The 22,309-nt window shown below is 72.1% G+C and carries 22 protein-coding genes, 2 tRNA genes and 1 pseudogene; 11 read left to right on the plus strand and 14 right to left on the minus strand.

Annotated elements, in window-relative coordinates; translation table 11 throughout:
• Positions 1-76: 76 nt before the first annotated feature.
• The 4 genes from WA788_RS00365 to WA788_RS00380 form a co-directional block, all read right to left on the minus strand.
• Positions 77-1,024: a carbohydrate ABC transporter permease gene (locus WA788_RS00365; protein WP_335970345.1), complete on the minus strand. Its 948-nt coding sequence runs from the start codon at positions 1,022-1,024 to the stop codon at positions 77-79.
• Between the two features lie 5 nt (positions 1,025-1,029).
• Positions 1,030-2,322 carry an ABC transporter substrate-binding protein gene (locus WA788_RS00370; RefSeq protein WP_335970347.1) on the minus strand — a complete coding sequence of 431 codons (1,293 nt, stop codon included), beginning with the start codon at positions 2,320-2,322 and terminating at the stop codon, positions 1,030-1,032.
• A gap of 21 nt (positions 2,323-2,343) precedes the next feature.
• On the minus strand, positions 2,344-3,960 hold the full coding sequence (locus tag WA788_RS00375) for an FAD-dependent oxidoreductase (RefSeq protein WP_335970349.1): 1,617 nt from the start codon (positions 3,958-3,960) through the stop codon (positions 2,344-2,346).
• Between the two features lie 134 nt (positions 3,961-4,094).
• Complete coding sequence (locus tag WA788_RS00380; protein ID WP_335970351.1) at positions 4,095-5,153, minus strand: LacI family DNA-binding transcriptional regulator; 1,059 nt, start codon at positions 5,151-5,153, stop codon at positions 4,095-4,097.
• Between the two features lie 220 nt (positions 5,154-5,373).
• Here WA788_RS00380 and WA788_RS00385 point away from each other — a divergent pair, with 220 nt between their 5' ends.
• Together WA788_RS00385 and WA788_RS00390 are read left to right on the plus strand one after the other, a co-directional pair.
• Positions 5,374-7,764 carry a polysaccharide lyase 8 family protein gene (locus tag WA788_RS00385; protein WP_335970353.1) on the plus strand — a complete coding sequence of 797 codons (2,391 nt, stop codon included), beginning with the start codon at positions 5,374-5,376 and terminating at the stop codon, positions 7,762-7,764.
• A gap of 52 nt (positions 7,765-7,816) precedes the next feature.
• The gene (locus WA788_RS00390; protein ID WP_335970354.1) at positions 7,817-9,367 is read left to right on the plus strand and encodes a glycoside hydrolase family 88 protein; all 1,551 of its coding nucleotides are present in this window, start codon (positions 7,817-7,819) and stop codon (positions 9,365-9,367) included.
• A 71-nt stretch (positions 9,368-9,438) separates the two neighbouring features.
• Here the strand turns inward: WA788_RS00390 and WA788_RS00395 are convergent, their stop codons facing one another.
• Positions 9,439-10,056 (minus strand): TetR/AcrR family transcriptional regulator, encoded by a 618-nt coding sequence (locus tag WA788_RS00395; RefSeq protein WP_335970356.1) that lies wholly within the window; start codon positions 10,054-10,056, stop codon positions 9,439-9,441.
• A gap of 177 nt (positions 10,057-10,233) precedes the next feature.
• On the opposite strand from WA788_RS00395, the gene WA788_RS00400 reads away from it, so the two are divergent.
• Positions 10,234-11,226 carry a 4,5-dihydroxyphthalate decarboxylase gene (locus tag WA788_RS00400; RefSeq protein ID WP_335970357.1) on the plus strand — a complete coding sequence of 331 codons (993 nt, stop codon included), beginning with the start codon at positions 10,234-10,236 and terminating at the stop codon, positions 11,224-11,226.
• Positions 11,227-11,273: 47 nt separating this feature from the next.
• Here WA788_RS00400 and WA788_RS00405 read toward each other — a convergent pair whose 3' ends face one another.
• Complete coding sequence (locus tag WA788_RS00405) at positions 11,274-11,969, minus strand: GntR family transcriptional regulator (protein WP_335970359.1); 696 nt, start codon at positions 11,967-11,969, stop codon at positions 11,274-11,276.
• A 101-nt stretch (positions 11,970-12,070) separates the two neighbouring features.
• On the opposite strand from WA788_RS00405, the gene WA788_RS00410 reads away from it, so the two are divergent.
• On the plus strand, positions 12,071-12,604 hold the full coding sequence (locus WA788_RS00410) for a YbhB/YbcL family Raf kinase inhibitor-like protein (protein ID WP_335970361.1): 534 nt from the start codon (positions 12,071-12,073) through the stop codon (positions 12,602-12,604).
• 44 nt (positions 12,605-12,648) lie between these two features.
• Positions 12,649-13,506 (plus strand): SCO6745 family protein, encoded by an 858-nt coding sequence (locus WA788_RS00415; RefSeq protein WP_335970363.1) that lies wholly within the window; start codon positions 12,649-12,651, stop codon positions 13,504-13,506.
• A gap of 254 nt (positions 13,507-13,760) precedes the next feature.
• On the opposite strand, the gene WA788_RS00420 is transcribed toward WA788_RS00415, so the two are convergent.
• The 3 genes from WA788_RS00420 to WA788_RS00430 all read right to left on the minus strand — a co-directional run bounded on the left by WA788_RS00420 (position 13,761) and on the right by WA788_RS00430 (position 14,501).
• The gene (locus WA788_RS00420) at positions 13,761-13,985 is read right to left on the minus strand and encodes a type II toxin-antitoxin system YoeB family toxin (RefSeq protein WP_443033953.1); all 225 of its coding nucleotides are present in this window, start codon (positions 13,983-13,985) and stop codon (positions 13,761-13,763) included.
• Positions 13,979-14,215: a type II toxin-antitoxin system Phd/YefM family antitoxin gene (locus WA788_RS00425; RefSeq protein WP_335970365.1), complete on the minus strand. Its 237-nt coding sequence runs from the start codon at positions 14,213-14,215 to the stop codon at positions 13,979-13,981. The genes WA788_RS00420 and WA788_RS00425 overlap by 7 nt, the downstream gene beginning before the upstream one ends.
• Before the next feature lie 213 nt (positions 14,216-14,428).
• Positions 14,429-14,501 (minus strand) — tRNA-Glu (locus tag WA788_RS00430).
• Between the two features lie 204 nt (positions 14,502-14,705).
• On the opposite strand from WA788_RS00430, the gene WA788_RS00435 reads away from it, so the two are divergent.
• From WA788_RS00435 to WA788_RS00450, 4 genes are all read left to right on the plus strand, one after another.
• Positions 14,706-15,056, plus strand: a complete 351-nt coding sequence (locus WA788_RS00435) for a metallopeptidase family protein (protein WP_335970367.1) — start codon at positions 14,706-14,708, stop codon at positions 15,054-15,056.
• A 202-nt stretch (positions 15,057-15,258) separates the two neighbouring features.
• Positions 15,259-15,972 (plus strand): hypothetical protein, encoded by a 714-nt coding sequence (locus WA788_RS00440; RefSeq protein ID WP_335970368.1) that lies wholly within the window; start codon positions 15,259-15,261, stop codon positions 15,970-15,972.
• Between the two features lie 211 nt (positions 15,973-16,183).
• Entirely contained in the window at positions 16,184-18,277 is a 2,094-nt protein-coding gene (locus WA788_RS00445; RefSeq protein ID WP_335970369.1) for a DEAD/DEAH box helicase, read from the plus strand.
• Positions 18,278-18,413: 136 nt separating this feature from the next.
• Positions 18,414-18,486: transfer RNA gene (locus WA788_RS00450), tRNA-Lys, on the plus strand.
• A gap of 257 nt (positions 18,487-18,743) precedes the next feature.
• Here the strand turns inward: WA788_RS00450 and WA788_RS35995 are convergent.
• Positions 18,744-19,730 (minus strand): annotated as a pseudogene (locus tag WA788_RS35995) (site-specific integrase); the annotation flags it as partial.
• Here WA788_RS35995 and WA788_RS00460 point away from each other — a divergent pair.
• The gene (locus WA788_RS00460) at positions 19,617-20,003 is read left to right on the plus strand and encodes a hypothetical protein (protein WP_335970372.1); all 387 of its coding nucleotides are present in this window, start codon (positions 19,617-19,619) and stop codon (positions 20,001-20,003) included. The pseudogene WA788_RS35995 and the gene WA788_RS00460 overlap by 114 nt on opposite strands.
• A 186-nt stretch (positions 20,004-20,189) precedes the next feature.
• On the opposite strand, the gene WA788_RS00465 is transcribed toward WA788_RS00460, so the two are convergent.
• Positions 20,190-20,849 (minus strand): helix-turn-helix transcriptional regulator, encoded by a 660-nt coding sequence (locus WA788_RS00465; RefSeq protein WP_335970373.1) that lies wholly within the window; start codon positions 20,847-20,849, stop codon positions 20,190-20,192.
• Between the two features lie 91 nt (positions 20,850-20,940).
• On the opposite strand from WA788_RS00465, the gene WA788_RS00470 reads away from it, so the two are divergent.
• A complete protein-coding gene (locus WA788_RS00470) occupies positions 20,941-21,201 on the plus strand; it encodes a hypothetical protein (protein WP_335970374.1) in 261 nt (86 codons plus the stop codon).
• Between the two features lie 69 nt (positions 21,202-21,270).
• Here the strand turns inward: WA788_RS00470 and WA788_RS00475 are convergent, their stop codons facing one another.
• The 3 genes from WA788_RS00475 to WA788_RS00485 are packed head-to-tail and all read right to left on the minus strand — an operon-like array spanning position 21,271 to position 22,281.
• Positions 21,271-21,558, minus strand: coding sequence for a helix-turn-helix domain-containing protein (locus WA788_RS00475; RefSeq protein WP_335971211.1), 288 nt, complete (start codon positions 21,556-21,558; stop codon positions 21,271-21,273).
• 25 nt (positions 21,559-21,583) lie between these two features.
• The gene (locus WA788_RS00480; protein WP_335970375.1) at positions 21,584-21,706 is read right to left on the minus strand and encodes a hypothetical protein; all 123 of its coding nucleotides are present in this window, start codon (positions 21,704-21,706) and stop codon (positions 21,584-21,586) included.
• Entirely contained in the window at positions 21,703-22,281 is a 579-nt protein-coding gene (locus WA788_RS00485; RefSeq protein ID WP_335970378.1) for a DUF6907 domain-containing protein, read from the minus strand. Before WA788_RS00485 ends, WA788_RS00480 begins: the two co-directional genes overlap by 4 nt.
• Between the last annotated feature and the right edge of the window lie 28 nt (positions 22,282-22,309).

The raw sequence follows: 22,309 nt of genomic DNA on the forward strand, positions 1-22,309 counted from the left end.
GCGGCTGCCGCGGCGGCGCGGCGGGGGCGGCGCACTGGCCGCCGTAGGGCTGGCCGGCGGTCGGCGGGCCGCGGTCTCAAGACTCATGGAACACCCACCTCCTGCGCAGGCGCCACTGGATCAGGGTGAGTACCAGGATGACCGCGAACAGGACGACGGCGATGGCGCTGCCGTAGCCGAAGTCGTGGTTGTCGAAGGCCTGCTGGTAGAAGAAGTACACCAGGACGTTGGTCCGGTTGTCCGGGCCGCCGCCGGTCAGGATCTGGATCTGCGCGAACACCTGGAGGGAGCCGCTGACCGTCACGATCGTGGCCAGCAGTGTGGTCGGGCTGATCATCGGCAGGACCACCGAGCGGAAGCGGCGCCAGGCCCCCGCCCCGTCGATCTCCGCGGCCTCCAGCAGCGACCGCGGGACGCCCTGGAGGGCGGCGAGGAACAGCACCATGTTCAGGCCGACGTTCTTGAAGACCTGCACCACCACGACCGACACCAGCGACGTGGTGTCGCCGCGCAGCCAGTTGGGCCCGTCGACGCCGGCCACCCGCAGCAGCGAGTTGACGCCGCCGTTGTGCTGGAGCAGGAAGTTCCAGGTGATCGTCCAGGCCACCAGCGAGACCACGACGGGGGAGAAGAAGAGCGTGCGGAACACCGTGGTGCCCCGCAGCCGCTGGTTGAGCAGCACCGCCAGCAGCAGGGCCAGGCAGATGTTCAGCACCACCAGCCCGGCGCAGAACAGCCCCGTGGCCCGCGCCACCGACGGGGTCGCCGGGTCGTGGATCAACTGCGTGTAGTTCTTCGTGCCGGCGTAGGTCGTCACGCCGGAGAGCACGTTGGAGTGGTGGAAGCTGTAGTAGACGACCGCGATCAGGGGGTAGAGGACGAAGGCGAGGAAGCCGAGGGCCTGCGGCAGCACGAACAGCCAGCCGGTGAGGGCGTCCTCGCGGCGCAGCGTGCGCAGCCGGCCGCGGCCGGCGCGCTGTTCGGGCGCCCCGGGCCCGGTGCGCGTCATCGGTGTGTCGCTCATGGCCGTCACTCCGACAGGGCCGGCTTGATCGCCTTGCACACGCCCGCCAGCACGGAGTCGACGTCCGCCCCGGACTTCCACAGCGGATCGAGCGCGTTCTGGACGAGGTTGGCGATCTTGGCGCTGTTCTTGTGGGCGGGCAGCACCGCGCCGTTCTTGATGCCGTCGATGACCACGTCCTGCAACTGCTGCGTGGAGAACAGCGGGTTGGCCTTGGCGAGGGTGGCGGTGGTGAGCTGGCTGGTGCGGGCCGGCGGGAAGGAGCCGGCGAGCTTGGCGGAGTTGGCCGGGTCGGAGAAGTACGCGAGGAAGTCGGCCGCCTGCTGCTTGTGCGCGCCCTTGGCCAGCACGCCGACGCCCGCCTGCCCGATCACCTGGGAGGCGCCGGCCGGGCCGGACGGCAACGGCACGATGCCCCAGTCGAACGGGTGGTCCGCCAGCAGCGTGGCCCGGCTGATCTGGGTGACGGTGAGGCCGGACTCGCCCGCGAAGAAGTCGGCGGTCTCTCCGGGGCCGGGCAGCGCCTTGTCGGTGAAGATCGCGTCGTGCAGGAAGGTCATCGCCTGCCGCATCTGCGGCGAGTCGAACCCGCAGGTCTTCCCGTCCGCCGACCACGCGTCGGCGCCCCAGCCGCGCCAGATGCCGGCCAGCTCGATCCAGGTCCTGTAGTCCCAGTCGCGCATCACCAGGCCCTGCTTGCCGGTGTGCGCGGCCACCTGCGCGGCGATCTTCTCCGCGTTCTGCCACGTCCACTGGTGGGCGGCCGCCAACTGGTCCGGGGTGCGGGTCACGCCCGCCTTCTTGAGCAGGTCCTTGTTGTAGAACATCCCGAACGGCGAGGTGGAGAAGGGGTAGGCGTACAACTCCCCGTCCTGCTGCCAGAGCTTGGTCGCCGCGGGTGCCAGGTCGCCGTACCGGTACCCGGCGGTCTTCTTCAGCGTCGGGGTGAGGTCGGTGAGCGCGCCGGACGACACGAAGTCGGGGGCGTCGCGCTCCAGGACCCAGGCCAGGTCCGGCGGGTTGCTGCCGGCGACCTGCGTGGTCAGGGCGGTGGTGTAGTTGTCGATCGGGATGTAGTCGAAGGTGATGGACCTGATGTCCGGGTGGGTCGTGCGGTACGCCGCCGCGATGCTGTCGAACAGGGCGGTCTGGGTCTTGTCGTCGGTCCACACGGTCATCCGCAGCGACACGTTCGAGTCGCCCGAGCCGGACCCGTTCGAGCAGCCCGTGAGGCCCGCGGTCAGCAGGCAGGCGGCGGACAGGGCGAGGGAGGTGAGCCGGAGGCGTCTGGTTCTCATCGTTGCTCCAGAGGTTCGGTTCTAGTAGCCGCGGATCTCGGGCCAGGCCAGCGGCACACCGCGGCCGGCCAGCAGGGACCGGTAGTCGTCGAGGTGGCCGGGCGTGGCGTGCACGCCGTGCGGGGTGCGGCCGGTGGCGACGCAGTGCGCGGCGAGCGCGCCCGCGGCCTCGCCGATGTTCCACTCCACCGGGTGCAGGCGGTAGGCGCCGTTGGTGATGTGCGTGGTGCCGATGTTCTTCGCCGCCGGCAGCAGGTTGGTCAGCCGCCGCGGCAGCAGCGCGCCGAGCGGGATCTGGAACGGCGCCGACGCCACGTCGAGGTACGTGTCGCCGCCGGTCGAGGGGTGCAGGTCGATCCGGTACATGCCGATGCCGACCGAGTCGGCGTAGCGGGTCGCGCCGTGCTCGCCGCGGATCGCCAGCGACACGTCGTCCTCACGGATCGTGGTGACCGCCCGGATACGGCGGGACTCGCGGGTGTAGACGTCCTGGGCCAGGCCGTCGTCGGTGCCGAGCAGGTCGCCGCGCAGCCGCAGCGACGGGAAGCCGGTGCCGCCGTCCGGGCGGGGTGCCTCGGTCTGCATCCAGTACAGGGCCGACAGCGCCAGTTCGCGGGCGCCGGCGCGGTGCTTGGCCGCCTCCTCGGCCGGGACCTCGAAGAGCGGCCCGTCCATGTAGTCGATCATCGGCCAGTTCACCAGGGTGATGTCGCTGGCGTAGGCGCCGGGTGCGAAGAGCCCGCGGGCCGCGATCCGGCGGAACCGCCACAGGTCGTCCGTCCCGGCGTCCTTGCTCTGGTCCGCCTCGACGGCCAGCGGGTCGTCGTCCGGGTTGGGGTCGAGCCAGCCGGCGGACGGTTCGAGGGTGCGCGGGTTGGGCCAGGAGAACGCGAGCAGCGGTCCCGGCCAGATGTCCGGGCGGACCGAGCGCCAGTGGTCGTACGTCGCCGGGCGGTCGATGGTGTGGTCGCCGTCCACGTGGTCGACGGCGAAGCACCAGGACGCGGCCTGCATCGTCAGCGGCTCCGCGGTGTCCTTCGCGCTCGGCTCGCCGGTCTCCGCCCGGGACTCGGCGCCGGTGACGTACTCCGCGCCGGTCAGCGGCAGCAGTTCGCCGGTCTCGGTCGCGTCGATCACGTACCGCGCCTGCACCGTGACGGGGCCGTCGGCGCCCTCGCCGTCCGGCGCCAGTGTCACCGCGGTCACCGCGTCGCCGTCGACCGCGGCCGACTCCGCGCGGTAGGGGCGCAGCACCGTCAGCCGCCCCGAACTGCGGGCCGGGGCGAGCATCGCCTCCAGCACCGCCACCGCCACCCGCGGTTCGTGGCACAGCCGGCTCACCAGCCCTGCCCCCGGGTTGAGTTGGCGGGTGCGCAGCGCCTGCGCGGTCAGCGGGTAGTGGCGCCGGTAGTACGCGCGTATGCCCTCCCGCATCGACCGGTAGGACGCGGTGACGCCGAGCATCTCCACCCACGGGTGCTCGTCCGGCGGGGTGGCCTGCGCCGTCAACTGCCCGCCCAGCCAGCGTTTTCCCTCGGTGAGCACCACCCGTGCGCCGTGCTCGGTGGCGGCCAGCGCGGCGGCCACCCCGCCGAGTCCGCCGCCCACCACGAGCACGTCCGTGCGTACTTCCTTCACCTGCGGGTCCTCCTCGCTAATTCGTATTAGCGCACGCTAGGGAAGGAACCCGCGGAAGTCAACGAGATGAACGCAAGCGGGAAAACGCCGGCACCCGGCGGCCAGGGAGCCCCGCGCGCGGGGCTCCCTGGGGCTCAGCGGTGCGGGGCTGTGGTGACCGTGGTGCCGTCGACCAGGTCGCAGGGGAGGAGGACCTGGGTCTCGCGGCCCGGCGCGGTGTCGCCGAGGAGCATGTCGACCAGGATGCGCACGGCGCGGGCGCCCATGGCGCGGCGCGGGATGCGGAAGGTGGTCCAGTCGACGTGCGGGACAGCGCGCAGCGGCCACCCGGAGGTCTGGGTGGGGTCGGCGTCGCCGAGCACGCCGATCGAGAGGTCCTCCGGCACGCGCAGCCCGGAGCTGTTGGCCAGCGCGCGCAGCGCCGCGGCCATCTCCGCGGCCTCCACCAGCGCGGCGGTGACCCCGTCGGCGCGCAGCCGTTCGTACACCGCGGACGGGTCGTCGTCGCTGAGCGCGAGCGGCGCCTTGCGGTGCTTCCGGCAGGCGCGCAGGTAGCCGGTGCGGCGGTCCGCGGTCGACTCGCTCTCCTCGCGGTAGCCGACGAGCGCGATCCGGCGGTGCCCGAGGGACCACAGCCGCTCGTACAGCTCCGCGGTCGCCGCGGCGTAGTCCCCGCCGACGTAGCTGACCGGCCCGGCGGACGACTCGCGGCGGCCGATGAAGACGAACGGGAACCGCTCGTCCACGAGGCGGTCCAGCTCGTCCCGGTCGGTGTGGCGGCCGAGCAGGATGCAGCCGTCCGCGATGCCCAGCCGGTTGGACCCCTCCTCGTACACCTTGCGGCGGCCCTGGCGGCGGCCCGGGCTGGTGAAGAGCAGCAGGTCGAAGCCCTGCGCCTCGGACTCCTCCTCGATGCCGCCGAGGAAGGGCCCGTAGAAGTCGGCGCTGCCGGAGGGGAAGACCGCCTCGTAGGTGAACACCCCGATGATCCGGTTGGACTTGCCGCGCAGCCGCCGCCCCATGATGTCCACGGTGTACCCGGTCCGGCGCAGCGCCTCCTCGACGCGCTTGCGGGTCTCGGGCGCGACGCGTACCCCGTCGGACTCGTTGAGCACCAGGGAGACCATCGCCTGGGAGACGCCCGCGAGGCGGGCCACCTCGGCCTGGGTCACCCGTCTGCGGCGCTGTGTCACGTCCCGCATCGTAACGCCCCCCTTCCGCTCCGCCGGCCCGGCCGGCACCCGGCGCGATCCGGCCGCTGACCGCCGGACTCTCCGCCGGACCCCATGCTAATACGTATTATCCCTTGACTTCCACCGGCGCCCGGCGCCACCATCCCTCACGCCCCCGGCACCGGCCCGCCGCTCCGGTCCGCTTCCGGCTGCCGTCTCCCCCTACCGTGAGGGTCCTGCCATGTCCGCTGCGCACCACTCCCGCGGCGTCACCCGCCGCTCCGCCCTGCTGGCCGGCGCCGCGCTGGCCCCCGCGTGGTTCCTCGGCTCGGCGCTCGGCGCACCGTCCCGCGCCGCCGCGGCCACCACCGCCGACTTCGCGCAGGTCCGCAGCCAGTGGCGGGACACCCTGATCGGCAGCTACAGCGCCACCGACCCGGTGATCGCCGCCTATGTGCAGGACGCGGCCGACACCGCGAACGGCCTGTGGGCCGGCCTGGACACCTCCGCCTCCCGCACCTACCTGTGGGCGGACCTGGACAGCTCCTCGGTCTCGGCGGTGCAGCGCGACGTGATCGGCCGGCTGCGCCAACTCGCCCTCGCCTACGCCTCCCCCGGCTCGTCGCTGTCCGGCGACACGCGCCTGCTGGCCGACATCCGCTCGGCCCTGGACTGGTTCCTCGCCCACAAGTACGGCGTCGGCGCGCAGTACGACAACTGGTGGGACTTCCAGATCGGCATCCCGCTGGCGCTCAACGACACCTGCGTCGCGCTGTACGACCAGCTCTCCGCCAGCCAGATCAGCACCGCGATGGCCGCGATCGCCCGCTACCTGCCGGACCCGAGCCGGGTCGGCGGCGCCGCCGCCACCGGCGCCAACCTCAACTGGACCTGCGCGATCTCCACCGTGCGCGGCGCGCTGAGCCAGGACGCGGCCGTCATCGACGGCGCCATGGCGGCGATCGCGGGCCTCTTCCCGTACAGCACCAGCGGCGACGGCTTCTACCCCGACGGGGGTTTCGTCCAGCACAAGGTGTACGCGTACAACGGCTCCTACGGAGTCTCGCTGCTCCAGTACCTGACCTACCTGCTGGTCGCCCTCCAGGGCACCCGGTGGGCGGCGACGGCGGACCAGGTGCAGCGCGTCTTCACCTGGACGCAGGCCGACTACGTGCCCTGGATCTACCGCGGGGCGTTCATGGACATGGTGCGCGGCCGGGCGCTGTCCCGCTTCTACGAGACCGACCACCGCATCGGCCGGCTGACGAGCGCCACCCTGCTCCAGCTCGCCCGGGTCTTCCCCGCGAGCCAGGCGCTGACGCTGCGCTCGCAGGTCAAGGGGTGGATCACCGCGGACACCTACCAGGACTTCTTCAGCTACGACCCGGTGCCGCTGGAGCAGGTGCGCACCTCGTCGATCGCGCTGGGCCGGGCCGTCGCCGCCGACCAGGCGATCCCGGTCGGGGCCGAGTCCACCACCTCCGTCGTGGCGACCTCGATGGCGCGGATCGTCCACCGCAGGCCCGCGTTCGCCTTCGCGATCGCCATGGACACCACCCGGATCAAGCCGTACGAGAGCGCCAACGCGGAGAACCTCGAGGGCTGGTACACCGGCGAGGGCGCCGCCTACCTCTACCTGGCCACCCAGCCCGGCCACTGGACGAACGCCTACTGGCCGACCGCGGACAAGTACCGGGTGCCCGGCGTCACCCTCGACACCAAGACGCTCGCGCTCGGCGCCAACCGCGGCTCGACCAACATCTGGGCGGGCGGCGCGCTGCTCGACGGCAACGTGGCCGCGGGCATGGGGCTGTCGTTCGCGGTGCAGACGCTCACCGGCCGCAAGTCGTGGTTCTGCGTCGACGACATCGTGGTGTGCCTGGGCGCCGGGATCAGCAGCACCGACGGCCACACCGTCGAGTCGGTCATCGAGAACCGCAACACCGGCCCGAACGGCCGGGCGAACGTCCACGTCGACGGCTCGGTGGTGCTCGCCACCCCGAGCAGCACCCCGACCGTCGTCCAGCCGCGGTGGATCTACGTCGACAACCTCGGCGGGTACGTCTTCCCCGCCGGCGGCCACGTCACGATGGTGCGCGAGGACCGCACCGGCAAGTGGACCGACATGGACCACCGCGGGGTCTACGACGACACGACCGCCTACACGCGCCGCTTCGTCACCCTGTGGGTCGACCACGGTGTCAGCCCGTCCGGGGGCAGCTACCGCTACATCCAGCTGCCCGCGGCGACCTCGGCGCAGACCGAGGCGTTCGCCGCGTCGAACGACGTCACCATCGCCAACACCCCGCAGGTGCAGGCGATGCGGCGGGCCGGCGCCGGCATCGCGATGGCCAACGTCTGGCAGGCGGGCGCGCCCAAGGCCGGGGGCATCCAGGTCGACCGGACCGCGTCGGTCATCACGCAGCGGAAGGACGGCACGCTCGGCGTCGCGGTCTGCGACCCGACGCAGCAGCTCACCGGCGCCGTGACCGTCACCGTGGACGGCGCCGTGTCGGGGGTGCTCTCCGCGGACCCCGGGGTCACGGTCCTCGCGACCACGCCGAACCTGCGGCTCGCGGTCGATGTCGGGGGTGCGGCGGGGAAGAGCTTCGTCGCCCGCTTCAGCGTGTAGCCGCCGGGTCGGCTCGGTCCACCCGGTTCACCTCACACCTTACGGAGATCCCATGCGTATCAGAGCAGTGGCGGCGGTCGTCGGGTTACTCGCGGCGAGTTGCGCGGTGGCGGCCGTCCCCGCGCACGCGGCGTCGGGTGCCGTCTACGAGGCGGAGGACGCGACGATCTACCACGGCACCGTGGACACCGACCACCTCGGCTACACCGGGACGGGGTTCGTCAACACCGCCAACGAGGCCGGCGCCTACGTCGAGTTCAGCGTCGACGCGCCCGCCGCGGGCGACGCCACCCTGGCGCTGCGGTACGCCAACGGGACGGCGTCGGGCCGCCAGGCGGACGTCAGCGTCAACAGCACGGTGGTGTCCGCCCCGGCGTTCGACCCGACCACGGACTGGAACACCTGGGCCGTCTCCCGCATCCCGGTGACCCTGCGGGCGGGCACCAACCTGGTCCGGGTCACGGGCACCACCGCCGGCGGCCTGCCCGACCTCGACTCGCTCACCGTCGCCGACACCGCGGGCACCCAGTGGGCGGACGCCGTGGCCGACTCGACGATGCACCGCTACACCCCGGCGACGGTCGGCGGCTGGAGCTACCCGGTCGCCCTCTACATGATGGGACAGTACCAACTCGCCCAGCACACCACCGATCCCGCCCGAAGGGCCGCCCTGATCGCGTACGTCAAGGCGTGGGCGGACCGCTTCGTCGACTCCGCCGGGCACATCTCCAACAGCTTCACCAGCCTGGACAGCATGATGCCGGGCCAGGTCATGATCGCCCTGTACCGGGAGACCGGCGAGACCCGGTACGGCCTGGCCGCCAAGCAGATCCACGACCGGCTGCTGCCCGCGGGCGGCTATCCGACCACCAGCGACGGCGGGTTCTGGCACGCCACCAGCGCCGACCGCGCCGACCAGCTCTGGGCCGACGGCACCTTCATGGCCGACCCGTTCATGGCGCAGTACGGCGCGTACATCGGCGACAGCACCCAGTCGTTCGACATCGCGACCAAGCAGCTCGTGGTCTACGCGAGCCACCTCCAGCAGGCGAACGGCCTGATGAAGCACGCCTACGACGCGTCCAAGGCGGCGTCCTGGGCGGACCCGGCCACCGGGCTCGCACCGGAGTACTGGTGCCGGGCCGTCGGCTGGTACGGCATCGCCGCCACCGAGGTGCTCGACCTGATCCCCGCCGACCAGCCGCGCCGGGCCCAACTGGTCACCATCGTCCAGAACCTGGTGCGCGGCATGGCCGCCTACCAGGACCCGGCCAGCGGCCGGTGGTTCCAGGTGGTGGACAAGGGCGGCAGCGCGGGCAACTGGACCGAGACGTCCTGCTCGGCGATGTTCACGCAGACCATCGACACCGCGATCAGGCGCGGCTACGTCTCCGCCGCCGCCTACCAGCCGGTCGTCGACGCCGGGAAGCGCGGCGAACTGGCGCGGATCTCCCTGCACGACGACGGCCTGACGTACCTGACCGACATCTCCGTCGGCACGAATGTCGGGGACTACGCGTACTACGTCGGGCGGACCCAGGCCACCAACGACTTCCACGGGCTGGGGGCGTTCCTCTACTTCTACGACGAGGCGTACCACTGAGGCGTACCAGTGAGCGTACGGCCGAGGCGTACCCCTGAGGCGTGGCCGGGCGGTGTCCGGCCACGCGGCGGTCAGATGATCAGGCCGGCGTGCAGGTCGGCGGCCAGCCCGGCCGTGTCCGTGAGGCCGAAGGCCACGCGCTGGAGCAGGAAGCCGTGCAGCAGTCCCATCACCACACGGGCGCCGCGGTCCGGGTCGAGGGTGGCGGGCACCGTGCCCGCGGCGCGGCCGCGGTCCAGCGCCCGCGCGATGCCGGCCCGGACCCGTTCGAAGCCGTCGGCGGCCGGGCCGCGCACGTCGTCGCTGCGCAGCGCCTCCGACCAGGTCTGCACGGCGCAGCGCAGTAGTTCGCCGACGTCGACCGGCTGCCCGGCGGCGTCCTGGACCGTGTCGGCGCTGACCGTCTCCAGCGCTGCGGCGACCAGTTCGCCGAGGGTGGGGGCGTCGGCGCCCTCGGCCAGCCGCTCGACCGGTTCGAAGATCAGCCGGAACGCGTCGCCCGCGATGGCGAGGATGATCTCCTCCTTGCTCGCGAAGTACCGGTAGGGCGCGCCCGCCGAGACACCCGCCGCCGCGGCGATGTCCGGCATCGAGGTCTGGTGGAAGCCCTCGCGGGAGAAGCAGCGGCGGGCCGCCGCGACGATCTCGGCGCGCTTGGCCGCGCGGTGCTCGGCGGTGAGGCGCGGCATGGCGACCCCTCTCACTCTCGGCTCTCAACGTAAATGGTCATTCACCTTGACGCCCGGGCTGTGCCGGGACCACCATTAAAGCGAACGTTCATTCACGGAAGAGTCTGGCATCCACAGACCCCCCGTATCGACTTCCGCATGACCCCCTGACCAGTTCCCGAGAGGGGAGGCCCCCTGATGGCCGCGAAGCTGAACATCGGCCTCTACCCGTACGAGCACACCGCCGCCCTGCTCGACGGCCGCGTCGCGATCGACGGGGTGGACGCGACCTTCGAGACCGCACCCCTGGTGTCGGACGTCTTCCGCCGCGCCCTCGAGGGGCGCTACGACGTGGCCGAACTCGGCCTCACCTACTACCTGCGCACCCTCGACCTCGACGACCCGCCCTTCCTGGCGCTGCCGGTCCTGCCCAACCGCAACTTCCGCCACTCCGCGGTCTTCGTGCACCCCGGCAGCGGCATCGAGCGGCCGCAGGACCTGGCCGGCCGCACCGTCGGCGAGTTCGCGCTCTACGGCCACGACCCGGGCGTGTGGATGAAGGGCATCCTCGCCGACGAGTACGGCGTGACCCCCGACCTGTGCCGCTGGGTCGTCGGCGGCACCAACCACCCCGTACCGTCGTTCGACTGGATTCCGCAGCCGGTCCCGGACGGCGTCGACGTGCGCCACGCCGAGGACGGCCGGACCCTGGGCGCCATGCTCGCGACCGGCGAGATCGACGCCCTGATCTCCGTCGACGTGCCGCAGGCGCTGCTCGACGGCTCGCCGGACGTCGCCCGCCTCTTCCCCGACCACGAGACCGTGGAGCGCGCCTACTACCGCCGCACCGGGATCTTCCCGCCGATGCACGTCCTCGCGATCCGCCGCGACCTCGCCGCCCGGCCGGGCCTGGCCCGAGCGGTGTACGACGCCTTCGCCCAGGCCAAGGAACTCACCGCCCGCGCCTACCGCGAGGGCGCCGCCAAGCAGCACATGGGCGTCATCACCCCGTGGTTCAGCTCGCTGTTCGAGGCGAACCGCCGCCTGCTCGGCGAGGACTGGTGGCCCTACGGCATCACCGCCAACCGCACCGCCCTGGACACCTTCCTGCGCTACCACCACGAACAGGGCCTCTCGCGGCGCCGGCTGACCTGCGAGGACGTCTTCGTACCGGACCTGCTCGACACCTGAGCCTCCTCCGCGGCCTCGGGCCTCTTGCGCGGCCGAGCCTGAGCCTCCTACGCGGCCGGGCCCGGGTCCTCGGTCAGCGCGGCGGCGGTCAGGGTGAGGTGGCGGACCAGGACCGCGGCCGCGGTGTCGGCGTCGCGGGCCAGCACCGCCTCTTCCAGCCTCCGGTGCTCCTCGATGCCGTCCCGGCCCGGGTTGCGGTGCGCCGACCAGCGGCGGGCCAGCTCGCTCGCGGTCCACAACCGGTCGAAGGTCTCCAGCAGCGCGCGGTTGCCGCACCCTTCCAGCAGCGTGCGGTGGAAGGCCCGGTGCGCCTCGGCCCAGGCGGCGGTGTAGTACTCGCCCTCCTCCGGCGCGTACGGCGCAGTGCGCGCCAGGCGGTGGTGGGCGGCCCGCACCCGGGCCTCCCAGTCCACGTCGCCGCGCTCGACGGACATGCGCAGCACGGCCGGCTCGATGGTCCGGCGCGCCTCCACGATCTCCTGCCAGCGGCGGTCGGAGAAGGACGGGACCGTGAAACCGCGGTTGGGCAGCCGGTCGGCGAGCCCCTCGCCGACCACCCGCACCAGCGCCTCGCGCACCACGGCCAGGCTCACGCCCTGCTCCTTGGCGAGGTCCTGCGGCTTGAGGGGTGCGCCCGGGGCATGGTCCCCGCGCATGATCGCGTCCCGCAGGTGTGCGTAGACCTGCTCGGAAAGCATCTGCTTCCCCGGCAGCGGGGTCGAGGAGCGCGCGGGCTGAGTCATGGGCCCATCCTAGACGATCGACTGAATAGTCGATTATTCGTGTTATCGTCGATTCATTGATGGGCGAGGGCGCATCCCTCGTCCGGAAAGGAACGACCGCTGTGTCTGCCCACGACCCCTTCGCCCGCCTCCCCCGGGCGGCCTCGTTCACCGTCACCAGCACCACCGTCGCCGACGGCGCCCCCTGGCCGCCCGAGCAGCACTCCTCCGGCCTGCCCGGCGGCAAGGACCGCTCCCCGCAGCTGTCCTGGAGCGGCGCCCCTGACGGCACCCGGAGCTACGCCGTCACCGTCTACGACCCCGACGCCCCCACCGGGTCCGGGTTCTGGCACTGGGCGGTCGCCGACATCCCCGCCACCGCCACCGAGCTCCCCGAGGGCGCGGGCGACGACACCGGCTCAGGACTGCCCGCAGGCGCCTGGCAGTTGCCCAACGACGCCCACGCGGCCCGCTACATCGGCGCCGCCCCGCCGGCCGGACACGGCGTGCACCGCTACGTCGTCGTGGTGCACGCCCTCGACATCCCCGCGGTGGGCGTCCCGGCCGACGCCACCCCGGCCGTCCTCGGCTTCACCATGGCCGGCCACACCCTCGGGCGCGCCGTGCTGACCGCCACCGCCGAGACACCCGCCTGACCCCGACCGGCCGCGTTCCGGCCCCACCTGGAGACACCTCCGCCATGCACCTCGACGCCGTACGCCACGTCAGCAACGCCGTCACCGACGCCCACCTGTTCACCTACCTCGTCCCCGAAACCGCCGAGGAAGCGGCCGCGTTCGGCGTCACCGACCGCGGGCCGGCCTACCTGGCCTTCCGTTCGGCCGCGATGGGCGAGGTCCCGTGGCAGGTCGTGGCCGCGGCCTTCTACAACTTCAGCCCGCGGGCCGTGCGGGCCATGACGGGCGTGTGGCAGGCCGCACCGCCCGCGCGCTGGCAGGCCGCCCGCTTCCGGGCCGCCGGCCGGGCGATGCGGCGCGTCGGCGTCGACCTCACGGACGCCCAACTCGCCGAGGCGCGCTCGCTGATCGACCCGGTCGTCGCCGCCGCCGACCACGCGGGCAAGGTGCTCGCCGCCGCGAACGCCGCGGTCGCGCTTCCCCCCGACCCCCTCGTCGCCCTCTGGCAGCAGATCACGGTGGCCCGCGAGTGGCGCGGCGACGCCCATCTCGTCGTCCTCGCCGACAACGGCCTCGGGCCGTGCGACTGCCTCGTCCTGCACACCGCGACCGGCCGCCTCCCGACGGCTCTTGCGCGAGCGACCCGCCAGTGGAACGACAAGGAGTGGAGCGCGGCGACGGCCCGCCTCGTCGCACGCGGCTGGCTCGGCCCCGACGCCGAGATCACCGACACCGGCCGCGCGGCCCGCGAGCGCGTCGAAACGGAGACGGACGAACACTGCGCCGCCCTGTGGGCGCCCATCGGCGCCGCGGGCGCCCGCCGCTTCGCCTCACTCATCGCGCCGATCACCGACGCGTTCACCGCGGCGGGCACGTTCCGGGGGCTCCGCGGGCAGCCCGACCCCGTCGACGGCGGGTGAGGCGCCGCGCCGGCGTCGCGGACCGGGCAGGTGCGCTTCGCCGTACGGCTGGCGCTCGCTCTCGGGATCGCGGTGCGCCGACGGTTGCCCCGGCCGGCCGGTGCTGGTCGCGGTCGAAGTCCTTGGCTCGGCGCCGGCCCGCATCCCCGACGGGGCCGTGCCGGTCCGCCGTCAACTCGCCCGCCAGGAAGCGCCCGGCGTCCAACCTTCCGCGAACCCCCTCCCGCCTCTTGCCGATTGGCCGGACGTTGCGATCACGTCCGCGACGACCGCGCCCGGCGGAACACCCCACTGTCGCGGGCAGACCTTCGAGCCGCGGGTGACAGCGAACTCCGGATGCGGGGCGCGAGTCGGTGCTCGGAGTTGATGTGCCGCGACCAGTGGCCGGAAAGGTCGTTCCCCAGTGGTGCGGGCTTGCCGATCCCCTCATGGCCGTTCCGACCGATGCCGGCGATCAGTTGGTTGATCCGTTTCAGCAGCTTGTGGTCGTTCGCCGGTCCTGCTCAATGGACCTGCGCAGACGCTCGGCCATCGCGGGTGACCGCAGCAGGTAGTCGGTCTCCTTGAGAGCCTCGTACTCGGCGAGCGAGACGACGACCAGCGGCTCGCGGCCTGCGCGGGTGATGACCAGTTCCTCGGCGTCGTCCTCCACCGCGTCGAGGGCGTCGGCGATGTTGGCGCGCAGTTCGGTGACGCTCATCGTTTTCATGGCGTACGTGATAGCGCACAGAGGAGCGGGGTGGTGCCGTCGGGGCGTCGTGCGAGGGCGCGCGGATCGCCGCCCCACAGTTCCTCACGGTGGGGGCCGGAGGAGCAGTCTGCGGCTGCCCGGGGGGGGCGAAGTACAGATGGGCGCCGAAGCGCTGTTCGACCAGCGCGACCGGGTCGCCCCTGCTTTCCCAGGTCAGAGAACATTCTTGAGTGCCCCCAACGGGATTCGAACCCGTGCTACCGCCTTGAAAGGGCGGCGTCCTGGGCCACTAGACGATGAGGGCTGAGGGCCTGCCGACGCGGCCTCGCGGCGCACTTCGGGGACCCGGGAAGCATAGGGGATCGGCCGGGGGAACGGCAAAACGGTTTGGCGGTGCGGCGCGGCGGTCCGCCGCAGGCGGGGCACGGCGGTGCGCCGGGGCGGCGCAGGGGGTACGCGCGGGGCGGCGCTAGGGGTTCGCGGGGGGCGGGGCGGGGAGAATGGGGGCGTGCTGGAGATGAGCCGTGAGGAGTTCGAGGAACTGGTCGGCGAGGCGCTGGACCGGGTCCCCGCCGAGCTGACCCGCCTGATGGACAACGTGGCGGTCTTCGTCGAGGACGAACCGGCGCCGGGCGACGAGGAGTTGCTGGGGCTCTACGAGGGCACCCCGCTGACCGAGCGCGGCGAGTGGTACGCGGGGGTGCTGCCGGACCGGATCATCGTCTACCGCGGCCCGACCCTGCGGATGTGCGCCACCCGGGAGGAGGCCGTGGCCGAGACGGAGACCACGGTCGTCCACGAGATCGCGCACCACTTCGGTATCGACGACGAGCGGCTGCACGCGCTGGGCTACGGCTGAGCGCCCCCGGCGGACGAGGCGGACGGGACGTACGGGGCGTACGGGCGTACGGGCGTACCGGCGGGCGCGCGCGGGGCGTGTCCTGGCGGGCCGCGGCGGCGTTGGGCACGGCGACACCCCCAGGCGCGCGGCCGGGCGAAGGGCTGCCCGGGGCAGCCGTACGGCCCGCGTCCCGTTCCGAACCCCCACCCGAGGTGCCGACGTGCCGCCAGCCGCTGCCGCCCCCACGACCCCTGCCCGCGTTCCGGCCGCCGGGTACGGGCCCGCCGCCGGACCCGTACCCGGACCCGTACCCGTACCCGCCGCCGTGGAGGTGGAGCGCGTACCGCCGGTGCGGCCCCCCTCCGTACGCGCGGGTGTCCGCGCCGCCGCGCTCGTGGCCCTCGTCGCCGCGGGTGTGGCCGCCTGCGTCAGCGCGGGCAGCGCGTCGCCGGACGGGAAGCCGTCCAGCCCGGCGGTGTCCGGCGCGGCGGCGGGCGCGGACGCCAGGAGCGGGGCGGGACCGTACGGCTCGCACCGCCCCGGGGCGTACGCCGGGCGCGCGTCGCAGGCCGGGCGCGACGGTTCGGCCGCGCCGAGCGGCAGCGCGACCCCGGCGGGCGGCGCGACGGATGTGAGCGATGACACACCGGGCGCGGGGCGGCCCGCCCCGACCGTCCAGGGCTCACCGACCGCGGCCCCGACCGCCACGGACCCGGGCCGGCCGACCGGGACCGCCCCGCCCAGCACCTCCGCGGCCCCCACCGGCCCGGCCGACCCGACGGCCGGCGGCGGCGACTCCACCGGCACCGGCGGAGGCGGCGGCGCGGCGGGCGGGACCGGCTCCACCGCGGGCGCCGGGGGCACGGGTACGGGCGGTGCGGACGCCGGCTCCGGGACCGTCCAGCGCCGGTCCGCACGTACGCTGCGCAGGTGATTCGCGAAAGCGGCGCCGGATGCGTATGCTGGTAGATCGTTTGATCCCACCTGCCTGGCGCCTGATTGATACGCGCCCCGTGGCGCGTTCCTAATCTCCTGTGGCTGACCGCATTGAGGCGGTTGTAAGCAACCTGCGGAGCTGGCGCGTGCCGTAAGTCTCCGAGAGGGTTTGCTTCAGCATGTCCAATGACAGTGCCGACCGTTCCGCCATGCCTGAGAACGACGTCCTCGACGCCGTGACCTCGGCCGACAGCGCGGACACCACCGACACCACCGACACCCGCCCCGATGACCTGACCGACGCGGCCGCGTCCGCCGCCGAATCCGGCGAGCCGACCGAGGCGGCTGAGCCGTCCGAGCCGACGGTGACCTTCGCCGACCTGGGCCTGCCCGAGGCGATCGTCCGCAAGCTCACCAACAACCAGGTCGTCACCCCCTTCCCGATCCAGGCCGCCACCATCCCGGACGCGCTGGCCGGCCGGGACATCCTCGGGCGCGGCCGCACCGGCTCCGGCAAGACCCTCTCCTTCGGGCTGCCGCTGCTCACCCTGCTCTCCGGCGGCCACACCGAGCGCAAGCGCCCCCGCGGTGTGATCCTCACCCCGACCCGCGAGCTGGCGATGCAGGTCGCCGACGCCCTCCAGCCGTACGGCGACGTCCTCGGCCTGAAGATGAAGGTCGTCTGCGGCGGCACCTCCATGCAGAACCAGATCTACGCCCTGGAACGCGGCGTGGACGTGCTGGTCGCCACCCCGGGCCGGCTGCGCGACCTGATCAACCGCGGCGCCGCCTCGCTCGACCAGGTGCAGATCGCGGTCCTGGACGAGGCCGACCAGATGGCCGACATGGGCTTCCTGCCCGAGGTCACCGAGATCCTCGACCTGGTCCCGGTCGGCGGCCAGCGGCTGCTGTTCTCCGCCACGCTGGAGAACGAGATCGACACCCTCGTGCGCCGCTACCTGGTCGACCCGGTCACCCACGAAGTGGACGCCGCCCAGGGCGCGGTGACCACCATGAGCCACCACGTGCTCGTCGTGAAGCCGAAGGACAAGGCGCCGGTCACCGCCGCCATCGCCGCCCGCAAGGGCCGCACCATCATCTTCGTTCGCACCCAGATGGGCGCCGACCGCGTCGCCGAGCAGCTGATCGAGGCCGGGGTGCGCGCCGACGCGCTGCACGGCGGCATGACGCAGGGCGCGCGCACCCGCACCCTGGAGGACTTCAAGGGCGGGCACGTCAACGTGCTGGTCGCCACCGACGTCGCCGCCCGCGGCATCCACGTCGACGGCATCGACCTGGTGCTCAACGTTGACCCGGCCGGCGACCACAAGGACTACCTGCACCGCTCGGGCCGCACCGCGCGCGCCGGCCAGTCCGGCACGGTCGTCTCGCTGGCCCTGCCGCACCAGCGCAAGCAGATCTTCCGGCTGATGGAGGACGCCGGGGTCGACGCCTCGCGCCATGTCATCGGCGGTGCGGGCGTGTTCGACGAGGACGTGGCCCGGATCACCGGCGCCCGCTCCCTCACCGACGTGCAGGCCGACGCGGTGCAGAACGCGGCCGCCCAGGCCGAGCGCGAAGTCGCCGAGCTGACCAAGCAGTTGGAGCGGGTGCAGCGGCGGGCGAACGAACTGCGCGAGGAGGCCGACCGGTTGACCGCGCGGTCCGCCCGCGAGCGCGGCGAGGACCCGGAGGAGGCGGTGGCGGCGAAGGCCGCGGAGCTGGCGGCGGAGGCCGCGGCGGCCGCAGCCGCGGCTGCGGCCGTGCCCGAGCAGCGCGAGGAGCGCTCCTCGTACCAGCGGCGCGACGACCGCGGGAACTTCGAGCGGCGCGACAGCCGTCCGTCGTCGTACCGGGGCGAGCGCGGTGACCGCCGTGACGACCGCCGGGAGTCCCGTCCCTCGTACAGCCGCGACGACCGCCGTCCGTCGTACGAGCGGCGCGACGACCGGCCGTTCAACCGCAACGACCGCGACCGCCGCGACTCCCGCCCGTCCTACGGTGACCGGGACCGCCGCGACACGCGCCCCTCGTACAGCCGTGACGAGCGCCGCGACTCGCGTCCCTCCTACGGTGACCGGGACCGCCGGGACTCCCGCCCCTCGTACAGCCGCGACGACCGCCGTCCGTCGTACGAGCGGCGCGACGACCGGCCGTTCAACCGCAACGACCGCGACCGCCGCGACTCCCGTCCCTCCTACGGTGACCGGGACCGCCGCGACTCCCGCCCCTCCTACAGCCGCGACAACGCGCCGTCCTCCTCCTACGGCGACCGCAAGCCCCGCTGGAAGCGCAACGGCTGACCCCGGCATCCGCTAGGGCGTTTCCCCCGGGCCCGGGCCCTGCGTACCACCGCAGGCGCCCGGGCCCGTCGCTGTCCGCGTCCCACCGCCGATACGTGCGCGCCCGCCGGGCCCGGCCCCGTTATGCTGTCGGTGCGGGCCGCTAGCTCAATTGGCAGAGCAGTGGACTTTTAATCCATTGGTTGTGGGTTCGAGTCCCACGCGGCCTACCGCTCAGGTCAGCGGCCACAGTGCCGCTGACCTGGGGCAAGACCTTCTTTTCGATCTTGAAAACCTTCGCTCCGGAGGGCTTCCCGGTTGCCGGTGAGCCCGCTGTGAGCCCGGCGGTTCCGTCAACCGCCCTCTTCCGCGCCCTCGGAACGAGGGTGGCAGCCTTCTCCGCGATCTCTCGGTCCAGGTCAGGCAAGAGACTTGTGTACGTGTCAGAGGTCAGCGCGATGGTGGAATGGCGCAGAACCTCCTTGATCGTGTGGAGATCTCCTCCAGCCGCGTGCACCAGAGTCGCCGCGACGTGGCGCAAGTCACGAAGGTTGATCGGGGGGAGACCGGCGCTTTCCGCGATGCTCTGGAACACGTCGGAGACGGTCTGCGGGTGCAGCCAAGAGCCGTCTTCCTGGGTGAACACCTTGCCGGTGTCCGTCCAGGCGTCGCCCCACTCCAGCCGCTCCTTGTTCTGTCGGGCGCGATGTGCCCGCAGAACGGAGACGGTCACGCTGTCCAGGTGTATGGCCGCCGCGCTGTCGTCCGTCTTCGGCTCGGACTCGTACGGTGCCCAGCCGTCCTGCACGATCTCCTTGGCCGGCGTCAGCTCTGCGGCGTCCAGGTTGACGTATGCCCAGTCCTGGCCGACCCCTTCGCCGCGGCGCAGCCCGCGGAATGCGATCAGATGGAAGAGCGCGTACAGGCGGTGCCCCTCGGCTCGGTCCAGGAACCGCCCCAACTGCGGGGGCGTCCACACCATGACTGCGGAGGGCTTCTCCCCGGTCTTCTGCCAGCGGGCTACGTGCTCATCAGTCCACAGCACCGCCTTCGGACGTTTCCCGGAGTCCAACTCGACGTACTCGGCGGCGTTGAAGGTGATGAGCTGCTGCGCGATGGCCGCATTCAGGGCTGCTCGGAGCGTGGAACGTATGCGCTGGCGGCTCGCTGCGGCCGTGATCTTCCGGTAGGGCTTCATCTTGGCGAGCTTCGCGCGTTCGGCGGCGAGGCGGGCGCGTTCGGCGACCGGTGGCCGGCCCGGATGTGACCACCGGCAGCGCGCTTCCTGTTCGCGGCGGGCCGCGTTCTCCGCCGTGATCACTTCGTTGTCGTCCTTGATGCCGTCGAACGCGGCTTGGACGTGGCCGACAGTGAGGCGGTCCACGCGGATGTGCCCGAGGCGGGGCTTGAGGTGCACCCTGATGTGGGATCGGTAGCCGTTCGTCGTTGTGGTGCGCGTCTTCTTCGAGTCCACCCACGCGTCCAGGAAATCGCCCAGCGTGACGTCCGAACGCAGGTCGATCCCACCGTTCAGCTTCCGGCGGATCTCCTCGGCCGATGGAATGGGCAGCTTCTCGGCGGCTACCTGCTCCAGCAGATCAGCGACGGCCCGGCGCTGCTCGGCGTCCTCCTTCTCCGGGATCGCCAGCAGCCCGCGGACCTTGTCCAAGTCCTCCTGGGCATCGGTGGCGGACTCGTATCCGCCGCGCCGGAAGATGCGCCTGGTGCCGTCCTCACGAGGCGGTAGCTCCTGGCGCAGGTTCCACACGCCGTGTCGCTTCTGCTTGAACTTCGGGCAGGACTGCCCGTACTGCTTTCCCGTCTCCGGGTTCCGGCAGGCACACCGCCGGAAGGTGGAGCCCTTCATCTGTCCCCCCATTTCTTGATGGCGCCGCCATGTGGTCGTCCTGGTGCGACGAAGGTCTTGGCCTCCTCACGCCATGGCAGAACTTCGGTCAGGCCCTTCGGAATCGTCGACGAAGCCCAACTCGCCAGGAAGAGCAGGCGGCACGAGGCCACCCTCACGCATTCGGTCGCGGAAGGCGCGTAGGTCCGCGCAGTCCTCGAAGGCGTTCTCCTCGTAGCCGGCCGCCCGTTCCAGGAGAGCGGCCCGGCGAGCGCGATCCAGGGTGGTGCTTGCCGCACGTCTCCGTTGCTTCGCCAGCGTGGTCGAGGCCGTTGCGGCAGCCACCAGGTCGCCGTGGGTGCGGAAGATGTCGAGGAGGTTCTGGGCGGTGCCCTCGGGAGCCGGTTGGCTGGTGGGTGCCTCGCCGGTGAACCAGGCGAGCGCGTCCCAGGTGGAGACCTGCCGCCCGGGCAGGACCTCCACGGCGGCGGACGCACCGAGGGGGAACAACAGGGTGACGGGAGGGACACCGAGGACATCGGCGAGCACGAGGAAGTCGGCGATGGCGAGGCTCGACTTCCTGCCGGTCTCAAGGTTCTTCAGGGAGTGCTCGGTGATCTCCGCCAGCCCCCGCTCGGCGCAGCCCCGCGCGACGTCTCCCATGGTGAGGCCGGCCGCCTTGCGGGCCTCGCGCAGTCCGTGCGCGATCCGAGTGGTGAGCGCCGCGGGCCATTGAGTTGGTGTCATGGCAACACTTTATTGTCCGATGACGCGCATCTGCAACTCCGTGATACACATATTCCCGCACTGCGACGCCTTCAGACGCAAGGAGCGCACCATGATGACACCAGAAGCCTCCCGCCAGGTGCGGGGACTGAAGAGCGATGAACTGCTTGCCCTTCCGGCGGTCATAGACCTGGAGACAGCGAACCGGGCGCTGCTGATCGGCCGCTCTACGGGTTACGGACTTGCGAAGCAGGGCGCGTACCCGGTCAAGGTGCTGCGCTTCGGCAATGCCTACAGGGTCGTGACCTCCGACCTCCTGAAGCTGCTTGGTTTGGCGCACCGACCGCTCGTGGAAGTGGATTCTGCTCGGTGAGCGCCTACCGGTCGCTTCGTGCGGTTCGGGCGCCTGGTCGAGGGCATGGAGAAGTGGCGGCTGAAGCCGTCAGTCGTCAGCGTTGAACCCGTGCTTGCGCTCCAGGACCACGATCGGGCAGTTCAGCGCCTCGGCGATCTTGATCAGATTGGCGGGTGTGGCGTTGCGCCGGCCTGACTCGATGTCTCCCATGAGCTGCTCGGAGATGCCGACTCGGGTGGCCAGGGCCCGCTTGGTCAGTCCCGCCCTTTCACGGGCCCACGTGACGGCCTCCGGTTCCTGACAGAGCCTTCTGGGCCGTGCCCGGGGACGTGGCGGCATCCCTGCTCCCAAGCTGTTCGATCGCGGAACACACATCGGCGGTTTGGCGTACGGCACTGCATCAGGGGATGGGCTGGCTGGCGATGGCCAGGCCGAGGACGAGTCCGATGCTCAGGGCGAGGGCGGCGATCAGTGCGATGCCGGTCCAGCCGGCGATGAGGGCGAGTCTCCAGTGGCGGATCACGGCAGCTCGGCCTTGTTCTCGTTGTCGGCGGGGGACGCGGGGAGGTGGGCGGTCCAGTCCTCGCGGGCGGTGGTCAGGGTGGGGAGGACGGTGGTTTCGAAGTAGTCGGCTTGGGTGCGGATCTGGGTGGCGAAGCGGGCGAGGTCAGCGGAGGTGAGGCCCTCGAAGTCCCACTCCTCGACGATGGTGAGGCTGGCGGTGGGGGTGCGTTGGTGGGGGTTCTCGGAGTAGGGGTGGCAGGCGATCTGGGAGGCGAACATCAGGTTGGTGGACTCGCGGTAGCGGGTGCCGTTGATGGTGAGGTCGAGGGTGGCGAGCGGGAGGGCGGGGTCGACGGGGAGCATGGCGTAGTGGGCGTGTTCGCGCAGGTGGCCCACGGCCTGGTCCAGCGTGATGCCGGTCCGGCTGGGGTTGTCCATGGACCAGTCGGGCTGGTGGCCGGTGAGGGTGATGCCCTCGGTGGTGCTGATCGTCCAGGTGCGCGGCGCGTGCTGCGGCGGTTGCGGCGTCATGGTCGATTCGGATTCGGGGGGTGGCGTGGTGGTGGGCTTGGTGAGCAGGGTCGTGGGGCCCATGGGCGACAGCTCCTTAGAGCGGGGCGTT

The organism is Streptomyces sp. CA2R106 (genome assembly GCF_037034245.1).
In the GTDB taxonomy this organism is placed as follows: domain Bacteria; phylum Actinomycetota; class Actinomycetes; order Streptomycetales; family Streptomycetaceae; genus Actinacidiphila.

Coding starts and splice junctions, on each gene's coding strand:
- WA788_RS00365 (WP_335970345.1), bottom strand. CDS start 1,024: ATGAGCGACACACCGATGACGCGCACCGGGCCCGGGGCGCCCGAACAG.
- WA788_RS00370 (WP_335970347.1), bottom strand. CDS start 2,322: ATGAGAACCAGACGCCTCCGGCTCACCTCCCTCGCCCTGTCCGCCGCC.
- WA788_RS00385 (WP_335970353.1), top strand. CDS start 5,374: ATGTCCGCTGCGCACCACTCCCGCGGCGTCACCCGCCGCTCCGCCCTG.
- WA788_RS00390 (WP_335970354.1), top strand. CDS start 7,817: ATGCGTATCAGAGCAGTGGCGGCGGTCGTCGGGTTACTCGCGGCGAGT.
- WA788_RS00395 (WP_335970356.1), bottom strand. CDS start 10,056: ATGCCGCGCCTCACCGCCGAGCACCGCGCGGCCAAGCGCGCCGAGATC.
- WA788_RS00400 (WP_335970357.1), top strand. CDS start 10,234: ATGGCCGCGAAGCTGAACATCGGCCTCTACCCGTACGAGCACACCGCC.
- WA788_RS00405 (WP_335970359.1), bottom strand. CDS start 11,969: ATGACTCAGCCCGCGCGCTCCTCGACCCCGCTGCCGGGGAAGCAGATG.
- WA788_RS00415 (WP_335970363.1), top strand. CDS start 12,649: ATGCACCTCGACGCCGTACGCCACGTCAGCAACGCCGTCACCGACGCC.
- WA788_RS00425 (WP_335970365.1), bottom strand. CDS start 14,215: ATGAAAACGATGAGCGTCACCGAACTGCGCGCCAACATCGCCGACGCC.
- WA788_RS00445 (WP_335970369.1), top strand. CDS start 16,184: ATGCCTGAGAACGACGTCCTCGACGCCGTGACCTCGGCCGACAGCGCG.
- WA788_RS00465 (WP_335970373.1), bottom strand. CDS start 20,849: ATGACACCAACTCAATGGCCCGCGGCGCTCACCACTCGGATCGCGCAC.
- WA788_RS00470 (WP_335970374.1), top strand. CDS start 20,941: ATGATGACACCAGAAGCCTCCCGCCAGGTGCGGGGACTGAAGAGCGAT.
- WA788_RS00475 (WP_335971211.1), bottom strand. CDS start 21,558: ATGTGTGTTCCGCGATCGAACAGCTTGGGAGCAGGGATGCCGCCACGT.
- WA788_RS00485 (WP_335970378.1), bottom strand. CDS start 22,281: ATGGGCCCCACGACCCTGCTCACCAAGCCCACCACCACGCCACCCCCC.